Genomic DNA, 16,532 nt, shown 5'->3' with positions numbered 1-16,532 from the left:
GAGCATGAATACATCGGAGCATATCCATTTTATCGGCATTGGCGGGTACGGCATGAGCGCGATCGCCAAAGTAATGCTGGAGATGGGGTATCAAGTTTCGGGATCTGATCTGGCGCAGCAGGAACTGACGGAGAAGCTGGCGGCCAAGGGCGCGCAGGTCTTCATCGGACATGAGGCGGAGAATGTCAAAGGGGCGGACGTGGTCGTCTACTCTACGGCATTATCCAAGGACAACGTCGAGATGGCCGCGGCGGAGGAGCTCAACATTCCGATTCTTCACCGGTCCCAGATGCTGGCTCGATTGATGAACGCCAAGAAGGGGATTGCGGTAGCCGGCGCCCATGGAAAGACGACGACGTCATCCATGATTGCGCTTGTGCTCGAGCATTGCGGTTCGGATCCCACCTTCATCATCGGCGGAGAGATCATGAACGTCGGCAGCAATGCCAAGGCGGGCAAGGGAGACTGGGTCGTAGCGGAAGCGGACGAGAGCGACGGCTCGTTCCTCCAGTACCATCCGACCATTGCGCTCGTGAATAATATCGAGGCGGATCATCTGGAGAACTACAACGGGGATTTTGAGAATCTCAAGAAGGCGTACGCCCAGTTCCTCAGTCAGGTGAAAGCGGACGGCAAAGCTGTGGTTTGTCTCGACGATGCTTATCTGTCCGGGATGATTCCACAGATTAAGAGCGAGGTCATCACCTACGGCATTCATTCCGATGCCGACGTGACGGCGCACAATATTGTACTGGGCGATCGTAAAGTGTCGTTCGAGGTGATGCGAGGCGGACAGGTGCTCGGCACGATCTCATTGTCTGTTCCAGGCAAGCATAACGTCTACAATGCGATGGCCACGCTGATTACCTGCATGGAGGCGGGATTGACCTTCGCCCAGGTGGCGGAAGCGATCAAGGAGTTCCGCGGCGCGAAGCGCAGATTCCAGGTGCTCGGCGAGGTGAACGACATCCTCGTGATCGACGACTACGCCCACCATCCGACGGAGATTGAAGCGACGATCCTGGCGGCGAAGGCGACCGGCAAGCGGATCATCGCCGTGTTCCAGCCGCAGCGGTATACGCGGACGTATTTCCTCTTCGAGCAGTTCAGCCGGGCGTTCCCCGATGCGGACGAGGTGATCATCACCGACATCTACTCTCCTGCGGGCGAGAAGCAGATCGAGGGCATCACGTCGGCGAAGCTCGTGGAGCTCATCCGCCAGAACAGCAATGCCAACGTAACTTATGTACCGACCAAGGAAGAAGTGCAGAACTACCTCTTCGGTTCCGTGCAGCCCGGTGATCTCGTGCTCACCATGGGCGCGGGCGACATTTGGAAGGCGGCGGACGGCCTGGCTAAAGCGCTCGAAGCCCGCGGGGCGTAACCGGTCCACCAGCCCACCAGCCCATCTCGGCAGGCTTGGCGGCTAACCCTGTTTATCATGAACCCGGTTCCAACAGGAGCCGGGTTTTTGCCATAGGGACAAGGCGGGCTGCAGCCTGGACAGCATGAGAAGGCCTCCACCGGCCCCCGTTTATATAGCATGCGGGAAGGCAGCCGCTCTTATTCCTTTTTCCACTATTCGCCCTCACCGGGCCGTCACAACGGTTCTACTTCTCTTAGAAGTCTCATAGTCTAGTAATACGATAATGGGACAAGGGAGTGCTGGAACGATGAATAAGGCCAAAATGACATTCCGATATAATGGGACGACAGCGGAACGCGGACGGGGGGAAGCGCGGGTCATTCCGCTGCGCAGGGAGGAGTACGAAGTCGTTGAGGAGGCACCGCGGGCCCGTGCAGCGGAAGCTCCCGCGCCGGGTTGGGAGGAGGAAGAAGCCCGCAGCTCGAAGGAAGCGGCGGACGAGCACCGCAGGACGGGGTCCCAGGGAAAGACGGAACGGGAGGAAACAGGACTTGCTGCCGGAGGAGGCCCGTCCGGCTCCAGTGAGGATGCCCCGCGGGCTTCATCGAAGGGGTGGCTGCTGCTGGAGCCGGATGCTGACATCCAGCAGGGGTACGGGAGCGAGTTCGGCGCCTGGCAGAGCTCGTTCGACCCGGAGGCGGAGCGGGTGGAGCAGCTGATCCGGAACTCGGAGCACTCCCAAGCCAAGGCGTCATATGACGGGGAGACCGGCTATATCGGCAGAGACAGCAGCCCCGGCAGGGAGGAGCCGTCGGGTTACCGCTTCACCGGCCGTCCGGGGGACGACGGGTATTACAAAAGGCCTCCCCAGCAGAGCTCCTGGCTGAAGATTACGGCGTCGGTTACAGGAGCCGTGGTGACCGGAGTGGCGTTCGGCTTCCTTGTGCTGTCGATGTTCACCGGAGACGATCCGGCCGCGCCGGCGAAGGGCGCCGCCGTGATCTCGCCTCAAGGGACCGGAGCTCCGGGGGGCGCCGCCGGAGCGAAGACGGGTACGGAGCCGGCCGCCGCGGCCGGGGCCCTCCCCGGCGCTGCCGCCGCCGTTAACCTGCCGCCGCGCTCCTATACGATTCTGCAGGGCGGGGTGTTCAGCACTGCGGCCGCCGCGGAGACGTTCGCCGCCGATCTGCGCAAGAAGGGGATTGAAGCGGTCGCCGAGCTCGGCGATAAGAACACCGTCTACCTGGGACTGACGACGAACAGGGATGACGCTCTGGGGCTCGCTCAAGGGCTGCAGGCCAAGCAGGAAGTAATAGTCAAAGCCTTCGAGGTGCCGGGGGCCAAGAAGGTGCGCTGGAACGGCAAGGGGACGGAGGCGCTCCAAACCTACATCTCCCAAGGGGCCTCGCTCGTACAGCAGGTTGCCTCCCAAACCGCGGCCAAGCTCAAGGAATCCGAGCCGGGCCCGATCGACGAAAAGGCGCTGCAGGGCATCAAGACGGCGCATGTCGCCTGGGCGGCAGGAGCTTCCGCAGTCAGCGACGGGCTGGGCGAAGTGGGCAGGACTTCGCTGCCGAAGATGAACAATGCGCTGAACACAGCGGTGAGCGCACTTGATGAGTATAAGAAGAATCCTTCGCATGCCATCCTCTGGCAGGCACAGGGCGCACTCCTGCAGTATTTGGTGGCGGAGAAAGAGCTCCTGAAGCGTGCCGCGCAGCCGTGAGGGTATTCCCACGGAATGACAAAAGAGCCAAAGCTCCCAGCGTCTAGCAGCGCGGGGCACTTTGGCTTTTTTGGTCTGTACTGCCAAGCAAGGGCCAAAAAAAGAGAAGTTCCTGCCCTTCAGCGACTTCCCAAAGGTCTGTGTCGTCTACATGGGGACAGAAAGGACAGGCTCCGGGTTTACCGGCCTGCCGCAGCCGGAAGGGACCCGGCGGAACCGGCAGAAGCCGTATACCGGTCGAGCAGGGCCGCGGCCTCCGCCCGGGTCATGCCCTGCTCGGGCGCGAAGCGGTCTGCGCTGAACCCGTCGATCCAGCCCGCATCCTTGAGACCCGCGATCGCGCCTTCGGCCCAGTGGCCGGAAGGCACATCGCCGAACGGATGCGACCGCCCCGCGGCTGCTCCGGCGAGCCGCTGCAGGAGCGAGGCCACTTCCGCCCGGGTCACCGGCCGGTCGGGCCGCAGCGTGCCGTCAGGGTAGCCCTCCAGCACCCCCGCCTTCACCGCCCGGTCCAGGGCGGCGAAGGCCCAGTGCCCCGCGTTCACGTCACGGAACGCGGCAGCCCCCCGCGCGGCCTCCGGCCGGCAGCCCTCCCCGCCGCTGTAGACCGCGCCGGTTACGCTGCTGCCGGCTCCGCCGGCGGAGCACCCGCTCCCTGCCGAGGCCTGCGGCAGGTCGAAGAGCCTGCCGAGCAGCGTCACCCATTCCGCTCTCGTCAGCACCCGCCGGGGCTCGTACCGCCCGTCCGCGGCGCCTTCCACCAAGCCCTGCGCTTTCAGCCGCAGGACCGCTTCGCGGGCCCAGTGTCCCGCAAGGTCCGGGAACACCGTGCCCGGAGGCAGGTACGCCCCGATGCCGGAGGCAATCCCACGGGCCATGGCCTGCCGGACGCTGTCCTGGGCCAGAAGTGCGGCATCCGCGGCGTTCGAGAGAAACCCGGTCTCGACCAGAATGCTAGGCATCGTGCCGTTGCGCACGACATAGACCGCGCTCGGGACAAGACCGCGGTTCCCCATGCCGCTTTGGGCGACGAAAGCGTCCAGCACCTGCTGTGCCAGCTGGCGGCTCTGCGGTGTCAGCACCTTCATCGCTTCGCTTGCCGGATAGCTCTCCTGCGGATAGGCGTTATCGTAATAGAGCACCATGGCTCCTCTGACATCCGGACTGCCGTACGAGTTGGCATGGATCGATACGAACAGATCCGCCGACTGGCTGTCCTTGAAAGTAACGCGGTCCTGCAGTGACATATAGCTGTCGGTGTTCCTCGACAGCACGACCTCGTAGCCCTGCTCCATCAGCAGGTTCCGCACCCGGGTGGTGATGTCGAAGTTCACCGTTTTCTCGTAGAGTCCGTTCACGCCGACCGCTCCGGGATCGGAGCCTCCGTGTCCTGGGTCCAGCACCACTTTGGCCGCACCGGCCTGGCCGGGCAGGATCAGAAGGCCGAGTGCCAGCAGGGCGGCACGCGCCCATGGCTTGCTCATGGCGGTCACTCCTTCCTTTACTCATTTGTTCATTGTACCTGGCTGCCCGGGCGCTGTAAGCAAGCAACTTTCTCCACCCGCGGCGCCATCTGCCCAGGCGGTTGCAGGGCTTGAAGGAGGTGTCAAAATCACCATGAAGGAGAGCCAAAATATGCTATAATAATTTTTGACTCTGGCGCTTTGCCGTGAATTGACTACCGTCCGAAAGAGGTATCCTACATCTTGAAGAAGAATTCACTCACCCTGATTCTGCTGCTACTGGTCTGCCTGATCGCGGGCACGCTGGTCGGCCAGCTGCTGGCGCCTTACCCGTACCTCGGTTTTTTGACCAAGACCGTCACGCTGACCTGGCAGCCCAAAGCGGACCTGCTTGTGATCCGCTACGATCTCGACCTGCAGATCCGGCTGAACCTGATCGGCATTCTGGGGCTGGCCCTCGGATTCTGGATTTTCCGTAAGCTGTAGCAGGGACGGCCATGAAACTTATTCGAAACGAGGGATTGTTTTATGACAATAACCGACACGCGCACCTTAATTCTGGCCTCCTCTTCTCCGCGGCGTCAGGAGCTCATCGGGTCCTTGGGCCTTCCTTATGCGATCCGCGTCAGCGATGTGGATGAATCGACCGAGCCGGGGCTGTCGCCCGCCCAGATTGTGGAGGAGCTCTCCGCCCGCAAAGCGGGCGCGGTGTACGAACGTTGTAAGGAAGAGGGTCCGGCGGACGGCATCGTTATCGGTTCCGATACGATCGTCGTCCTGGACGGGGAGGTGCTCGGCAAGCCGCAGGACGAGCAGGATGCCTTCCGTATGCTGAGCTCCCTGCAGGGACGCAGGCACCAGGTTTACACCGGCGTGGCCTGCTTTGACCTGGCGACGGGCCAGCGGCTGACGGAGCACCGGGTGACGGAAGTATACATGAACCCTCTTACGGAAGCGCAGATCCGCCGCTACATCGCCTCCGGAGAGCCGATGGACAAGGCCGGGTCTTATGCGATTCAGGGGCTGGGCGCGACGATGATCGACCGGATCGAAGGCGATTATTTCAATGTGGTGGGACTGCCGCTCTCCCTGCTGTCGGCTCTCCTGGAACGTCTGGGAGTCGCTGTCATTTAGTGCGCGGACATGCTATAATGGTGTTTCGTACTACTTGAAGGGGGAACAAGCTGTACCCATGGAATCGCCGAATACAACACTGCGTGAACTACACCTAGAAGAGCGGCCCCGGGAGCGGATGATCCACTACGGGGCGGAAGCCTTAAGCCATGCGGAACTGCTGGCGATACTGCTTCGCACCGGAACCTACCAGGAGTCTGCGGTCCATGTGGCCCAGCGGCTGCTGCGTGAATCCGGAGGCCTCCGGAGCCTGACGGACATGAGCCTCGAGCAGATGACGAGCATTAAGGGCATCGGCTCCGCGAAGGCGCTGCAGATCCGGGCGGGCATTGAGCTCGGCCGGCGCATGGCCCGCAGCGGCATGAACGAGACGGTCACGATCCGCTCTCCGCAGGATGCCGCAGCCCTGCTCATGGAGGACCTTCGCTACCTGCAGAAGGAGCATTTCGTCTGTCTTTTCCTCAATACGAAGAACCATGTGATCGGGCAGGAGACGCTGTCGATGGGCAGCCTGAACGCTTCGATCGTGCATCCGCGGGAGGTGTTCCGCTCCGCGATCAAGCGCAGCAGCGCTTCGATCGTCTGTGCGCACAACCACCCGAGCGGAGATCCGACGCCGAGTCCGGAGGACATCGCGCTGACAAGAAGGCTGGCGGAAGCCGGCGAGATCGTCGGCATCGAAGTGCTGGACCACTTGGTGATCGGAGACCGGCGCTTCGTCAGTTTGAAGGAGCTCGGATACATGTAATATAATGAAGTGCAGGTTTCGGGCCCGCTCGGCGGGGTTCGACCTGATTGGACATGAAACCATCGGGGTCTTCAGGCACTCGGCCGGAGAACCTTCGTTAATGTCATACACAAGCGTTCGTCTTGCCGGACGGACGCCTCCGTCGTTTACTCCGGGCACGGGACTTCAGCTTTGCTCCCGGACAGGCCCGGCCCGCTCTCGAGAAGAACAGCCGCCTGCCTGCCGGGGTACATACCGGTAATGCGCCCGCTGCGGAGTGAACACACTTGATTTTTGCCTTTTCCGAGAAATTTGCGTTCAAATACAGAAGGGAGCACCCTAATTATGTTCGGAGGATTTACGAAAGACCTGGGGATCGACCTGGGCACGGCCAACACGCTCGTTTATGTCAAAGGGAAAGGGATCGTTGTTCGCGAGCCGTCCGTTGTCGCGATCCGCACCGATACCAAAACCATCGAGGCCGTCGGCAACGACGCCAAAATGATGATCGGCCGTACGCCGGGCAATATCCGTGCGATCCGGCCGATGAAGGACGGCGTCATCGCCGACTTCGAGACGACCTCGACCATGATCAAGTACTTCCTCCGTCAGGCGCAGAAGCAGCGCTATCTCTTCCAGCGCCATCCGAGCGTCATGGTGTGTGTGCCGTCGGGCATCACAGCCGTGGAGAAGCGCGCGGTCGAGGACGCTACCCGTCAGGCGGGCGCGCGCGACGCTTATACGATCGAAGAGCCGTTTGCGGCCGCCATCGGCGCCGACCTTCCGGTGTGGGAGCCTACCGGTTCCATGGTCGTGGACATCGGGGGCGGAACGACGGAAGTCGCCGTCATCTCCCTCGGAGGGATCGTAACGAGCCGCTCGATTCGCGTTGCAGGGGACGAGATGGATGATGCGATCATCCAATACATCAAGCGCACCTACAACCTGATGATCGGCGAGCGCACCGCCGAAGCGATCAAGATGGAGATCGGCTCCGCGCTGCAGATGGATACGCCGACCCGCTTCGAGATCCGCGGGCGGGACCTCGTCTCGGGACTGCCGAAGACGATGGCGATCACTTCCGAAGAGATTACGGATGCGCTGGCCGATACCGTGTTCAGCATTGTCGAGGCCGTGAAGGTTACGCTGGAGAAATGCCCTCCGGAGCTCGCGGCGGACATCATGGACCGCGGGATCGTGCTTACGGGCGGCGGCGGGCTGCTGCGCAACCTCGACAAGCTGCTCTCCCGCGAGACGGGGATGCCGGTGCTTGTGGCGGAGAATCCGCTCGACTGTGTTGCGATCGGTACGGGCCGGGCGCTGGAGAACATCCATTTGTTCAAGACGCGTTCGGGTCCCACCTCCAAAGCCAGACGCTGAAGAATTGTCCCTAGGAAGCCGGGCGGTACGGGTACGAAGACCGTCTCTGCCCGGCTTAAACCTTAAGCTGCTGTGATTGCCGGCATAACGGGCTGGGCCAATTTCTGAAGGAAAGGTTGGAAGGTGCAGGAGAAGTGAAATTACTCGGAAATAAGAGACTGCTCATCTTGATGCTGGGGCTGATTCTCTTTATCGCGCTGATGGGATTGACGTTCGGAAACCGGGGATATCAGACATGGCCGGAACGGTTCGTGAAGGACACGGTTTCCTGGGTTCAGGGGATGATCTACAAGCCAGTCGGATACATAGCCGGATTGTTCGAGGACATCCGGAGCTTTCGTACCGTGTATGAGGAGAACAAGGTGCTCCGTCAGACCGTGACGAAATATGCGCGGGATACGACGCTGCTGAACGACCTGCTTGAGAAGAACAAACGCCTTGAGGAGGATCTGGCCTTCACCGAGCGGCAGAAACAGATGAACAAATACAACTTCCGGATTGCGGAGGTTGTCGACTATAAGCAGGCGCAGAAGATGGTCACGATCAATCTCGGGGAGAAAGACGGCGTCCGGGCCAATATGGCGGTCGTCTCCGTGAACGGGCTTGTGGGGCGGATCGTGTCCGTATCGAACTTCTATGCCGACGTGCAGCTGATTACAGGGATTGATGACAAAGCTTCCGTGGATGCCGATGCGGGCGCCGGCGTATTCTCCAAGGCGATCGCATTGACGGTCAAAGGGAAAGAAACGAAGTCGTTCGGCGTACTCGAGACGGTGGATGCCGACAGCGGTCTGCTGCTCATGACCAAGATCGAACCGGGGGACGACATCCAGCCCGGCGATACGGTCATCACCTCCGGCAAAGGCCTGGTATTCCCTGCGGGCATCGAGGTCGGCAAAGTGGTGGAGAAGCGTCAGGGGGACTTCGGGATTACCTACGTGGCCACCATCCAGCCGTTCGCGAGCTTTACCCATCTGCGTGAAGTCTTCGTCGTCGATGTTCCGGAGGCGAAGTAGCCGGTATGAGATACGGAAAATTATGGCTCATCCTCTTCCTCCTGTTTCTGCTTGAAAGCACCTTGATGCCTTGGTTGATTCCTGCCGCGTGGCAGAGCCATATCCAGATTATTCCGCACTTTGTTTTGGTTATCGTTATTTATATCGGACTCTATATCAACCGCCATACGGCGCTCGCTTTCGGACTCGTGTTCGGGATCCTTCACGACTTTATCCATTATGCGCCGATGCTCGGACCGGTCGCGTTCGGCATGGGCCTCGCGGGATACCTGGCCGGATTGATGCAGGGAAGAATTTACTCTTCGATCTTGATCAGCATGCTGGTCATCGGAGCCGGGAACCTGTTCTACGACGCGGTGCTCTTCGCGCTGTACCGGCTGTTCCGGGTAACCCATGTGGATTTCCAGTGGATGTTCCTTCACCAGATGCTGCCGAGTATGCTGATCAACCTGCTGTTCGCGTTGGCGATCTACGTGCCGGCCCGCCGGCTGTTCGAGAGCCTGCCGGTGGTCTCCAAGGAGGAGACCGAATAATTTTCCTGCCTCCCGGCAGGAGAACCGGCAGGCGAAGCCGAAATGTATAGGCTTAAGGGAAACAGAGCGGCATGTCCATGCGTCCGCGGCGGGAATGGGGGCAGCAGCCGATCGGCGGCGGTGCAGGAGCGGCAGGCGCTGCACCGGCCGCCGCCTTGGTCTGCGGCGGGGCTTGGCTTCATGCCGGCTCCGGCCGGAGGGCCCGGCTTCAGACGGATACGGATCCGTAGCATTATTGTTCCTCACACCGGGACGCCGCGGGCGCGTGTCGTCCTTGGATGTACGGAGAAGCCGTTTATCTTAAGCAGTAAGGTAGGAGCGTTTATGGCGGCAGCAAAACATCATGTGACGATCAAAGGCGTGAAAGAAGGGCTTGTGTTCCTGCTCGACGATTCCTGCGAGTTTTCGGCGGTGCTCGCCGAGCTGAAGCACAAGCTGGAGAAAACCCATCAGCAAATTCTGACCGGTCCCATTATTCATGTGCACGTGAAGCTGGGCAGCCGTGTCGTGACCGAGGAGCAGAAGGAGCAGGTGCGCGATATCATCTCCTCCAAGGGCAATCTGCTGATCCAGTCCGTCGAGACACTGGACCCGACGCATCAGAAGACGGAGCCGGATCCGGCGGAAGTGCGGATGGTGCGGGGGATGGTCCGATCGGGGCAGACGCTCACCCATGAGGGGAACATCATGTTCATGGGTGACGTGAACCCAGGCGGGACCATCATTTCTTCCGGAAGCATATATATTATGGGCTCGCTTCGCGGGATGGCGCATGCGGGAGTGGACGGGGACGAGCGGGCAATTATCGCCGCCTCCCATATGAGGCCGACGCAGCTGCGCATCGCCGGGATTATTTCCCGGCCGCCCGACGAATGGGAGCTCGGGGACTCCTTCGATACGTATATGGAATTTGCTTACGTGAAGGAGGGGAAGATGGAGATCGACAAAATCCATCATCTCCATAAATTCAGCTTGAACCAGCATCACTAAAATTCCGGCATGTGGGAATCGGTCCTCTTTTTTCTTCATCTGTTATTTTACATAAACGCAAATCGTCCTTAAGGGGCGCCGCAGCCGTTTATCTTAAGGGGAGTAGGAGTGAAACCTATGGGAGAAGCAATCGTCATCACTTCAGGGAAGGGCGGTGTCGGCAAGACGACAACGTCGGCCAACATCGGGACGGCTTTGGCCCTGCAGGGCAAGAAAGTGGTCATGGTCGATACCGATATCGGCCTTCGCAATCTGGATGTGGTTATGGGCCTCGAGAACCGGATTATTTACGATCTGATCGACGTGGCCGAAGGGCGGTGCCGTCTTCCTCAGGCACTCGTCAAGGACAAGCGGTTCGATGAACTGTACATGCTTCCGGCCGCTCAGACCAAAGACAAGAGCGCCATTACGCCCGAAGCGGTGCGTCAGATCGTGCTGGAGCTCAAGCGTGATTTCGATTATGTGATCATCGACTGTCCTGCAGGCATTGAGCAGGGCTTCAAGAATGCGGTGGCCGGGGCGGACAAGGCCATTGTCGTCACGACGCCGGAGAACGCCGCCGTACGCGATGCGGACCGGATCATCGGACTCCTCGAGAAGGAGCCGGGTGTCGAATCGCCGAAGCTCGTGATCAACCGGATCCGCCCGAATATGGTGAAGAAGGGCGAGATGCTCGACATCGACGAGATCTGTTCGGTGCTTGCCATCGACCTGCTCGGCATCGTTCCGGACGACGAGTACGTGATCAAGGCCGCCAATATCGGCGAGCCGACCGTCATGAACCCGAATTCCCGTGCAGCGATCGCCTATCGCAATATCGCGCGGCGCATGCTGGGAGATACGGTGCCGCTGATGCCGCTCGAGGAGAAGACGGGCATGTTCGGCAAAATGAAAAAGTTTCTGGGAATGGGCGGATGAGGGTAAGTGCTGCATAAACTGAAGAAAATCGATGTGCCCATCGTTGTCATACTGCTCTGTTTCATGGCCATCAGCACCGCTTTGGTTTACAGCGCCACTCTGACAGGCAACGCGGAGCTCACCTTTGATCCGAATAAGCTGGCTCTCATCTATACCGTATCCCTGCTCGGCTTCACGGCTGCCATGATGGTAGATTATCGCGTACTGACCAAGGTATCTTACTATTTGTACGGTGTAGGCATTGTGCTCCTGATCGCGGTCTATTTCCTGGGGGTCAACCTGAACGGCGCCCGGGGCTGGTTCCGGCTCGGCTTCGGACTGGACTTCCAGCCCGTGGAGCTGGTGAAGATCATTCTCATCCTGACACTGGCCTCTTTCATGGCCAAACGCAGGGGGGAGACACTCCAGCTGACCAGGGATGTCCTCCCGGTTGGACTGCTGGCGGCGCTTCCGATCGCCCTGGTTATCATCCAGCCGGATATCGGGAATGCGATTATCCTGTGTGTCATTCTGCTCGGGATGTTCTGGATCGGCAATATCCGGCTCTCCTATGTACTTATCGGCACATCCGTGCTTGCGGGTACGGCCGGGTTATTCCTGTATCTGTTCCAGCATTATTACGATCCGCTGAAAGCTTACCTGGAAGTAAAGGATATCCCCACGCACTGGATGCCCCGCATCCTGACGCTGATCGATCCTTCCTCGGCTTCCTCCAATGCGAGGTATCACGTGGAGAATGCCATCCGGGCCATCGGGTCGGGCTCCCTGCTCGGCGAGAAGTATCTTCATGGTTCCTCGGTGCACAGCAACTTCATCCCGGTGGTTTACACCGACTCGATCTTCGTCGTCGTAGGAGAAGAGTTCGGCTTCGTAGGGTCCTCGGCGCTGCTGCTGATGTATTTTGTGCTTATTTATCGGATGATTCTGATCTCCTTGCACTGCAAGAATTATTCGGGTTCTTATATCGTCGTCGGTATCGTCTCCATGCTCGTGTTCCAGATCTTCCAAAACATCGGCATGATGATCGGGATTATGCCGCTGACGGGGATCACGCTCCCGTTCATCAGCTACGGAGGAACCTCGCTGCTCATTAATATGATCGCTATGGGCCTCGTGATGAGCATTAAGCTTCATGACGATATGCTGCTCGACGAAGATTAAGCGGAACAAGCCAAGACACCTGACCAAGGTGTCTTTTTTTATTGAATTGGAACACATGAAGGGTCTTCCGTCATCGTGTGCAGTTCCGGCCGCCTTGCTCTCCTGAGAAGGGAGGCTGTCGTATATTCTCGCGTACAAGCTCATAGGATGGTATGGAGAAGCTATGGCGGCAGGAGGAGAAGGGTTCATGGACACGAGAAAAAGCATTCGGGAACGCCGGTCGGAAAAGCTCCGCCAGCTCCAGCAGGGGACAGGCCGCCGTACCGATAAGGGGCCGGAGGCCGGGCATTGGGAGTTCCCGGTCTACCGGGAACAGGAGCAGGGAAGGGGACCAAGGCTGGAGGGGGAAGCCCCGCTGCCGCCGTGGATCCGCGAGGAGCAGGGCCGGGAGCTCGGGCCCGATCCGGAAGCCGAGTGGAACCGCAAGTGGCAGCAGGAGTGGTCCCGCTATGACGGGCGGACAGCCTACGACGCCGGTGGAGGCGGGCTGCAGCCGGACGGGGCGGCCCGCAGGTTCGCGGTCAAGATCCTGCTCAGCGGGCTGCTGTTTGCGGGCGTGTGGGGACTGTATCACTGGGACCATCCTTGGGCTGACAAGGGCAGAGAGCTCGTCACGGCCCAGCTCAACGAATCGCTGGACGTGAATGCCATTGCGGCGTGGTACCAGGAGAGCTTCGGCAGCATTCCCTCCTTTATTCCGGCCATGAACCCGTCTAAGCATCAAGAGGAAGTGAAGAAGGTTGATTCGGTGGCCAAGCACTACTTTGCGCCCGTTCAGGGCAAGCTGATCGCGCCGTTTACCCCGGTCCAGGGGGGCGTGCTCGTTTCGGCTCCGGCCGGAGAACCGGTGGCGGCTCTCGATACAGGCAGGGTGGAATTTGCAGGAACCAAGGAAGACACGGGGTTCACGGTGATCCTGCGGCATACGGACGGGGTTCAATCGGTCTATGGGCACCTGAAACCGGGAACGATCCAGAGCAGCGATTGGATTAAGGGAGGCGAGACCATCGGCACGGTGGCGGACCCTGCGGAGGGCGGCGCAGACGGTACCCTGTTTTTCGCCGTGATGTCCAAAGACGGCAAAGCGGTCAATCCGTCGGATGTGATCGCTTTTGAATAAAGGGCGGAGGCGCGTCTGGAACGAATGGTTCGGCATCCGGCTGCGGTTCCATCCCTTGTTCTCCATCATGCTGCTCTTGTCGGCCGTCACGGGGTATCTGCCGGAGATGGCCACTTTGTTCGGCATCGTATTCATTCATGAGCTGGGCCATGTGGCCGCGGCGCGCGGCTTCGGCTGGCGGGTGCGGGAGGTGCAGCTGCTGCCCTTCGGAGGCGTGGCTGTGGTGGAGGAGACGGGAGGCGCTCCCGCGTGGGAGGAGCTGGCAGTGGCTCTGGCCGGGCCGCTGCAGAATCTGTGGATGATGGCGCTGGCTTATGGGCTTATCGCGCTGCAGATCGTGCCGCCGGAGTGGGGGGGCTATTTTATCCGGGCGAATCTGCTCATTGCCCTCTTCAATCTGCTGCCGGTCCTGCCGCTCGACGGGGGCCGGGTGATGCAGGTGCTCCTCGGCCTCTGGCTGCCCTACCAGCGCACGATCCAAGTGGCGGCGGCCGTCTCTCTGGTGCTGAGCGGTCTACTCATTGCAGCATCCCTTGTCCATCTCTTCAGTGAGCGCGGAGGGGTTCAGCTTAACTGGCTGCTCATCGGCAGCTTTTTATTCTACTCCAACTGGTACGAGTTCAAAGGCGTTCCCTACCGGTTTATGCGCTTTCTGGTACACAGGGGGACGCGCTACGAGCAGCAGCAGGCCCGGGGGTCGCTGGCCGGTCCTTTGGTAGTATCGGGCACCAGACGCATCTCCGAGGTGGTGGGGTTGTTCATGCGCGACCGGTACCACCTGGTCTATGTTATGGACGGGAAGGGCCGGATCCTGCAGGTGGTGCCGGAGCAGAGGGTGCTGGAATGCTACTTCGACGAAGCCCGGCGTGCCCGTACCGTGGCGGAGGTCTTCGCCTAAGGCAGGGGGATTATGGTACAATAAGGCCGGGGTGCTGCCGGACATGAAACGGATACTAGTCAAAACAGGCGACGAACATACCGAGGTTGCCGTCCTCGAGGACGGCAGGCTTATGGAATATTACAAAGGCCGGCGGGATGAAGGGCAGCTCGCCGGCAATATCTATATCGGGCGGGTCACCCGGGTGCTGCAGGGCATGCAGGCGGCCTTCGTCGATGTGGGGCTCGAGCGCAATGTGTTCCTCTATATCGACGATCTGCTGCCGGCCCATTTGGAGAAGCAGCCCAAGGAAAAACCGCCGCTTCACGACCTGGTGCGCACCGGACAGGAGATCATGGTGCAGGTGGCCAAGGAGCCCGTAGGCACGAAGGGGGCCCGGGTCACGACCCATTACGCGATTCCGGGCCGTTTCGGCGTCTTTATGCCCAAGGCCGATTATGTGGGCGTCTCCCGCAAAATCGAGAACGCATCCGACCGGGACCGGCTGAAGCGGATGGCGGAACGTCATCTCCTGGCCGGGGAAGGGTTCATTGTCCGGACGGCCGCGCTCGGGGAGAGCGAGGAAGCGCTCGCCGCTGATTTGCAGGAGCTGCGGTTGCGCTGGCAGCGGCTGGAGCAGGCGGCGCGGCAGCCCGGGGCGGTTCCCCGGCAGATCTACAGCGACCTGCAGATGCTTCCGCGGCTGATGCGGGACCTGTTTAAAGGTGATGTGGACGAGCTCGTGGTGAATACGGAGGAGCTGCTGCTCGAGATCCGCGGCCTTGTCAGCGCGCCGGGGGCTCTGGAGCTTGCGGAGCGGGTACGGCTGCGGCGGGACATTGACCCCATGGCTGACTACGGGGCGTCCAGGCAGCTCGAGATGAGCTTGAAGCGCAAGGTATGGCTTGAGAACGGCGGGTATCTGATCATCGATCAGACCGAAGCTTTGACAGTGTTTGATGTTAACACAGGCAAATATACCGGGACAGTGGACTTGGAGCGGACCGTATTCGATACGAACCGGGAAGCGGCAAGGGAGATCGCCAGGCTGCTGCGGCTGCGCGACATCGGAGGACTTATCATTATTGATTTTATCGATATGGAGACTGAGGAGAACCGGGCGCAGGTGCTCGGGGAGCTGGATCGGGAAGTACGCAGGGACCGGACGAAGACCGTTGTGGCCGGGTGGACCAAGCTCGGGCTGGTGGAGATGACCCGCAAGAAAGTGCGCGACAGCATGGAAGCTTCGGCGCCACAGTACTGCCAGGTCTGTGGAGGCAGCGGGCTGCTCGTTCCCACGAACAACAAAAAATAACAGGTTGCTTTGGGTATACGTCTGTGGTAATATAGTTTGGTGCGTTGCTATAGCATGCTGTAACCGCACGAAGCGGGTTCTTTAAGTGCTGGCTCTTTTGGGGTCAAGCCACCTGGCTTAGGCGAGTCTGAGACATGAGGAGGTGCAACAAGAATGTACGCAATTATTGAAACAGGTGGCAAGCAGTACAAAGTGCAAGAGGGCGATGTAGTTTACATCGAGAAGCTGGCAGCTGGTGAAGGCGAAGCGGTAGTATTCGACCGTGTTCTGGCCGTATCCAAGGACAGCGGCCTCGTGGTAGGAGCTCCGGTTGTTTCCGGCGCATCCGTATCCGGCAAAGTGGAGAAGCAAGGCAAAGGCGAGAAAATCATCGTTTTCAAATACAAAGCGAAGAAGAACTACCGCCGCAAGCAAGGTCATCGTCAACCATACACGAAAGTCGTGATCGAGAAGATCCAAGGCTAATCCATGATTCGCGTAGCGATTCATCGGAAGGCTGACGGTCGGATTTCGGGTTATCGTGTTGAAGGTCATGCGTTCTACGACGATCCGGGCAAGGATATTGTCTGTGCCGGCGTATCCGCAGTGACCGTGGGTACGGTGAATGCCGTCGAAGCGCTGACGGGATTGGAGCTGGAAGCGGACATGGATCATGGTCTGCTGCATGTGAAGGTGCCTTCCCTCGATTCGGCGGATCGTAATGAGCAAGTACAGCTCCTGCTGGAGAGCATGGCAGTGATGCTGGAATCGATTCAACAATCATACGGTGCATATATAGCAATCACCACCACATCAGACAAGTAAGG

Annotated in this window: 18 protein-coding genes and 1 other annotated feature; of the genes, 17 read left to right on the top strand and 1 reads right to left on the bottom strand. The window is 59.9% G+C overall.

Annotated features, from left to right (window positions below; translation table 11 throughout):
- The first annotated feature begins 4 nt into the window (after positions 1-4).
- Complete coding sequence (gene murC, locus ACP26L_RS28965; RefSeq protein WP_426448682.1) at positions 5-1,384, top strand: UDP-N-acetylmuramate--L-alanine ligase; 1,380 nt, start codon at positions 5-7, stop codon at positions 1,382-1,384.
- A gap of 289 nt (positions 1,385-1,673) precedes the next feature.
- Positions 1,674-3,092, top strand: a complete 1,419-nt coding sequence (locus ACP26L_RS28960; protein WP_426448680.1) for an SPOR domain-containing protein — start codon at positions 1,674-1,676, stop codon at positions 3,090-3,092.
- A gap of 179 nt (positions 3,093-3,271) precedes the next feature.
- Here ACP26L_RS28960 and ACP26L_RS28955 read toward each other — a convergent pair whose 3' ends face one another.
- Positions 3,272-4,576, bottom strand: coding sequence for an N-acetylmuramoyl-L-alanine amidase (locus ACP26L_RS28955; protein WP_426448679.1), 1,305 nt, complete (start codon positions 4,574-4,576; stop codon positions 3,272-3,274).
- 222 nt (positions 4,577-4,798) lie between these two features.
- Here ACP26L_RS28955 and ACP26L_RS28950 point away from each other — a divergent pair, with 222 nt between their 5' ends.
- The 15 genes from ACP26L_RS28950 (at position 4,799) to ACP26L_RS28880 (ending at position 16,530) form a co-directional block, all read left to right on the top strand.
- Entirely contained in the window at positions 4,799-5,041 is a 243-nt protein-coding gene (locus ACP26L_RS28950; protein WP_426448677.1) for a DUF4321 domain-containing protein, read from the top strand.
- A gap of 42 nt (positions 5,042-5,083) precedes the next feature.
- The gene (locus ACP26L_RS28945; RefSeq protein WP_426448676.1) at positions 5,084-5,689 is read left to right on the top strand and encodes a Maf family protein; all 606 of its coding nucleotides are present in this window, start codon (positions 5,084-5,086) and stop codon (positions 5,687-5,689) included.
- 58 nt (positions 5,690-5,747) lie between these two features.
- On the top strand, positions 5,748-6,437 hold the full coding sequence (radC, locus tag ACP26L_RS28940) for a RadC family protein (protein ID WP_426448675.1): 690 nt from the start codon (positions 5,748-5,750) through the stop codon (positions 6,435-6,437).
- Positions 6,438-6,761: 324 nt separating this feature from the next.
- The gene (locus ACP26L_RS28935) at positions 6,762-7,796 is read left to right on the top strand and encodes a rod shape-determining protein (RefSeq protein WP_426448674.1); all 1,035 of its coding nucleotides are present in this window, start codon (positions 6,762-6,764) and stop codon (positions 7,794-7,796) included.
- Positions 7,797-7,930: 134 nt separating this feature from the next.
- Entirely contained in the window at positions 7,931-8,812 is an 882-nt protein-coding gene (mreC, locus tag ACP26L_RS28930) for a rod shape-determining protein MreC (protein WP_426448673.1), read from the top strand.
- A gap of 5 nt (positions 8,813-8,817) precedes the next feature.
- Positions 8,818-9,345, top strand: coding sequence for a rod shape-determining protein MreD (gene mreD, locus ACP26L_RS28925; RefSeq protein WP_426448672.1), 528 nt, complete (start codon positions 8,818-8,820; stop codon positions 9,343-9,345).
- 71 nt (positions 9,346-9,416) lie between these two features.
- Positions 9,417-9,575, top strand: a complete 159-nt coding sequence (locus ACP26L_RS28920) for a hypothetical protein (RefSeq protein ID WP_426448671.1) — start codon at positions 9,417-9,419, stop codon at positions 9,573-9,575.
- A gap of 94 nt (positions 9,576-9,669) precedes the next feature.
- Positions 9,670-10,335, top strand: a complete 666-nt coding sequence (gene minC / locus ACP26L_RS28915; RefSeq protein WP_426448670.1) for a septum site-determining protein MinC — start codon at positions 9,670-9,672, stop codon at positions 10,333-10,335.
- A gap of 117 nt (positions 10,336-10,452) precedes the next feature.
- Positions 10,453-11,253, top strand: a complete 801-nt coding sequence (gene minD, locus ACP26L_RS28910; protein ID WP_426448669.1) for a septum site-determining protein MinD — start codon at positions 10,453-10,455, stop codon at positions 11,251-11,253.
- 6 nt (positions 11,254-11,259) lie between these two features.
- Positions 11,260-12,414 carry an FtsW/RodA/SpoVE family cell cycle protein gene (locus ACP26L_RS28905; RefSeq protein ID WP_426448668.1) on the top strand — a complete coding sequence of 385 codons (1,155 nt, stop codon included), beginning with the start codon at positions 11,260-11,262 and terminating at the stop codon, positions 12,412-12,414.
- A 187-nt stretch (positions 12,415-12,601) separates the two neighbouring features.
- Positions 12,602-13,534: a peptidoglycan DD-metalloendopeptidase family protein gene (locus tag ACP26L_RS28900; protein ID WP_426448667.1), complete on the top strand. Its 933-nt coding sequence runs from the start codon at positions 12,602-12,604 to the stop codon at positions 13,532-13,534.
- The gene (locus tag ACP26L_RS28895; protein WP_426448666.1) at positions 13,527-14,432 is read left to right on the top strand and encodes a M50 family metallopeptidase; all 906 of its coding nucleotides are present in this window, start codon (positions 13,527-13,529) and stop codon (positions 14,430-14,432) included. Before ACP26L_RS28900 ends, ACP26L_RS28895 begins: the two co-directional genes overlap by 8 nt.
- 43 nt (positions 14,433-14,475) lie before the next feature.
- Complete coding sequence (locus ACP26L_RS28890) at positions 14,476-15,726, top strand: Rne/Rng family ribonuclease (protein ID WP_426448665.1); 1,251 nt, start codon at positions 14,476-14,478, stop codon at positions 15,724-15,726.
- A gap of 51 nt (positions 15,727-15,777) precedes the next feature.
- Positions 15,778-15,865, top strand: a sequence feature (ribosomal protein L21 leader region).
- A gap of 14 nt (positions 15,866-15,879) precedes the next feature.
- Entirely contained in the window at positions 15,880-16,191 is a 312-nt protein-coding gene (rplU, locus tag ACP26L_RS28885; RefSeq protein ID WP_426448664.1) for a 50S ribosomal protein L21, read from the top strand.
- Between the two features lie 3 nt (positions 16,192-16,194).
- Positions 16,195-16,530 (top strand): ribosomal-processing cysteine protease Prp, encoded by a 336-nt coding sequence (locus ACP26L_RS28880; RefSeq protein WP_426448663.1) that lies wholly within the window; start codon positions 16,195-16,197, stop codon positions 16,528-16,530.
- Positions 16,531-16,532 lie beyond the last annotated feature (2 nt).

The sequence above is a fragment of the Paenibacillus sp. S-38 genome (assembly GCF_049942825.1).
GTDB lineage: Bacteria > Bacillota > Bacilli > Paenibacillales > NBRC-103111 > Paenibacillus_G.
The sequence above is the reverse complement of the archived record's forward strand: the minus strand, read 5'-3'. Positions and strand labels throughout refer to the sequence as shown.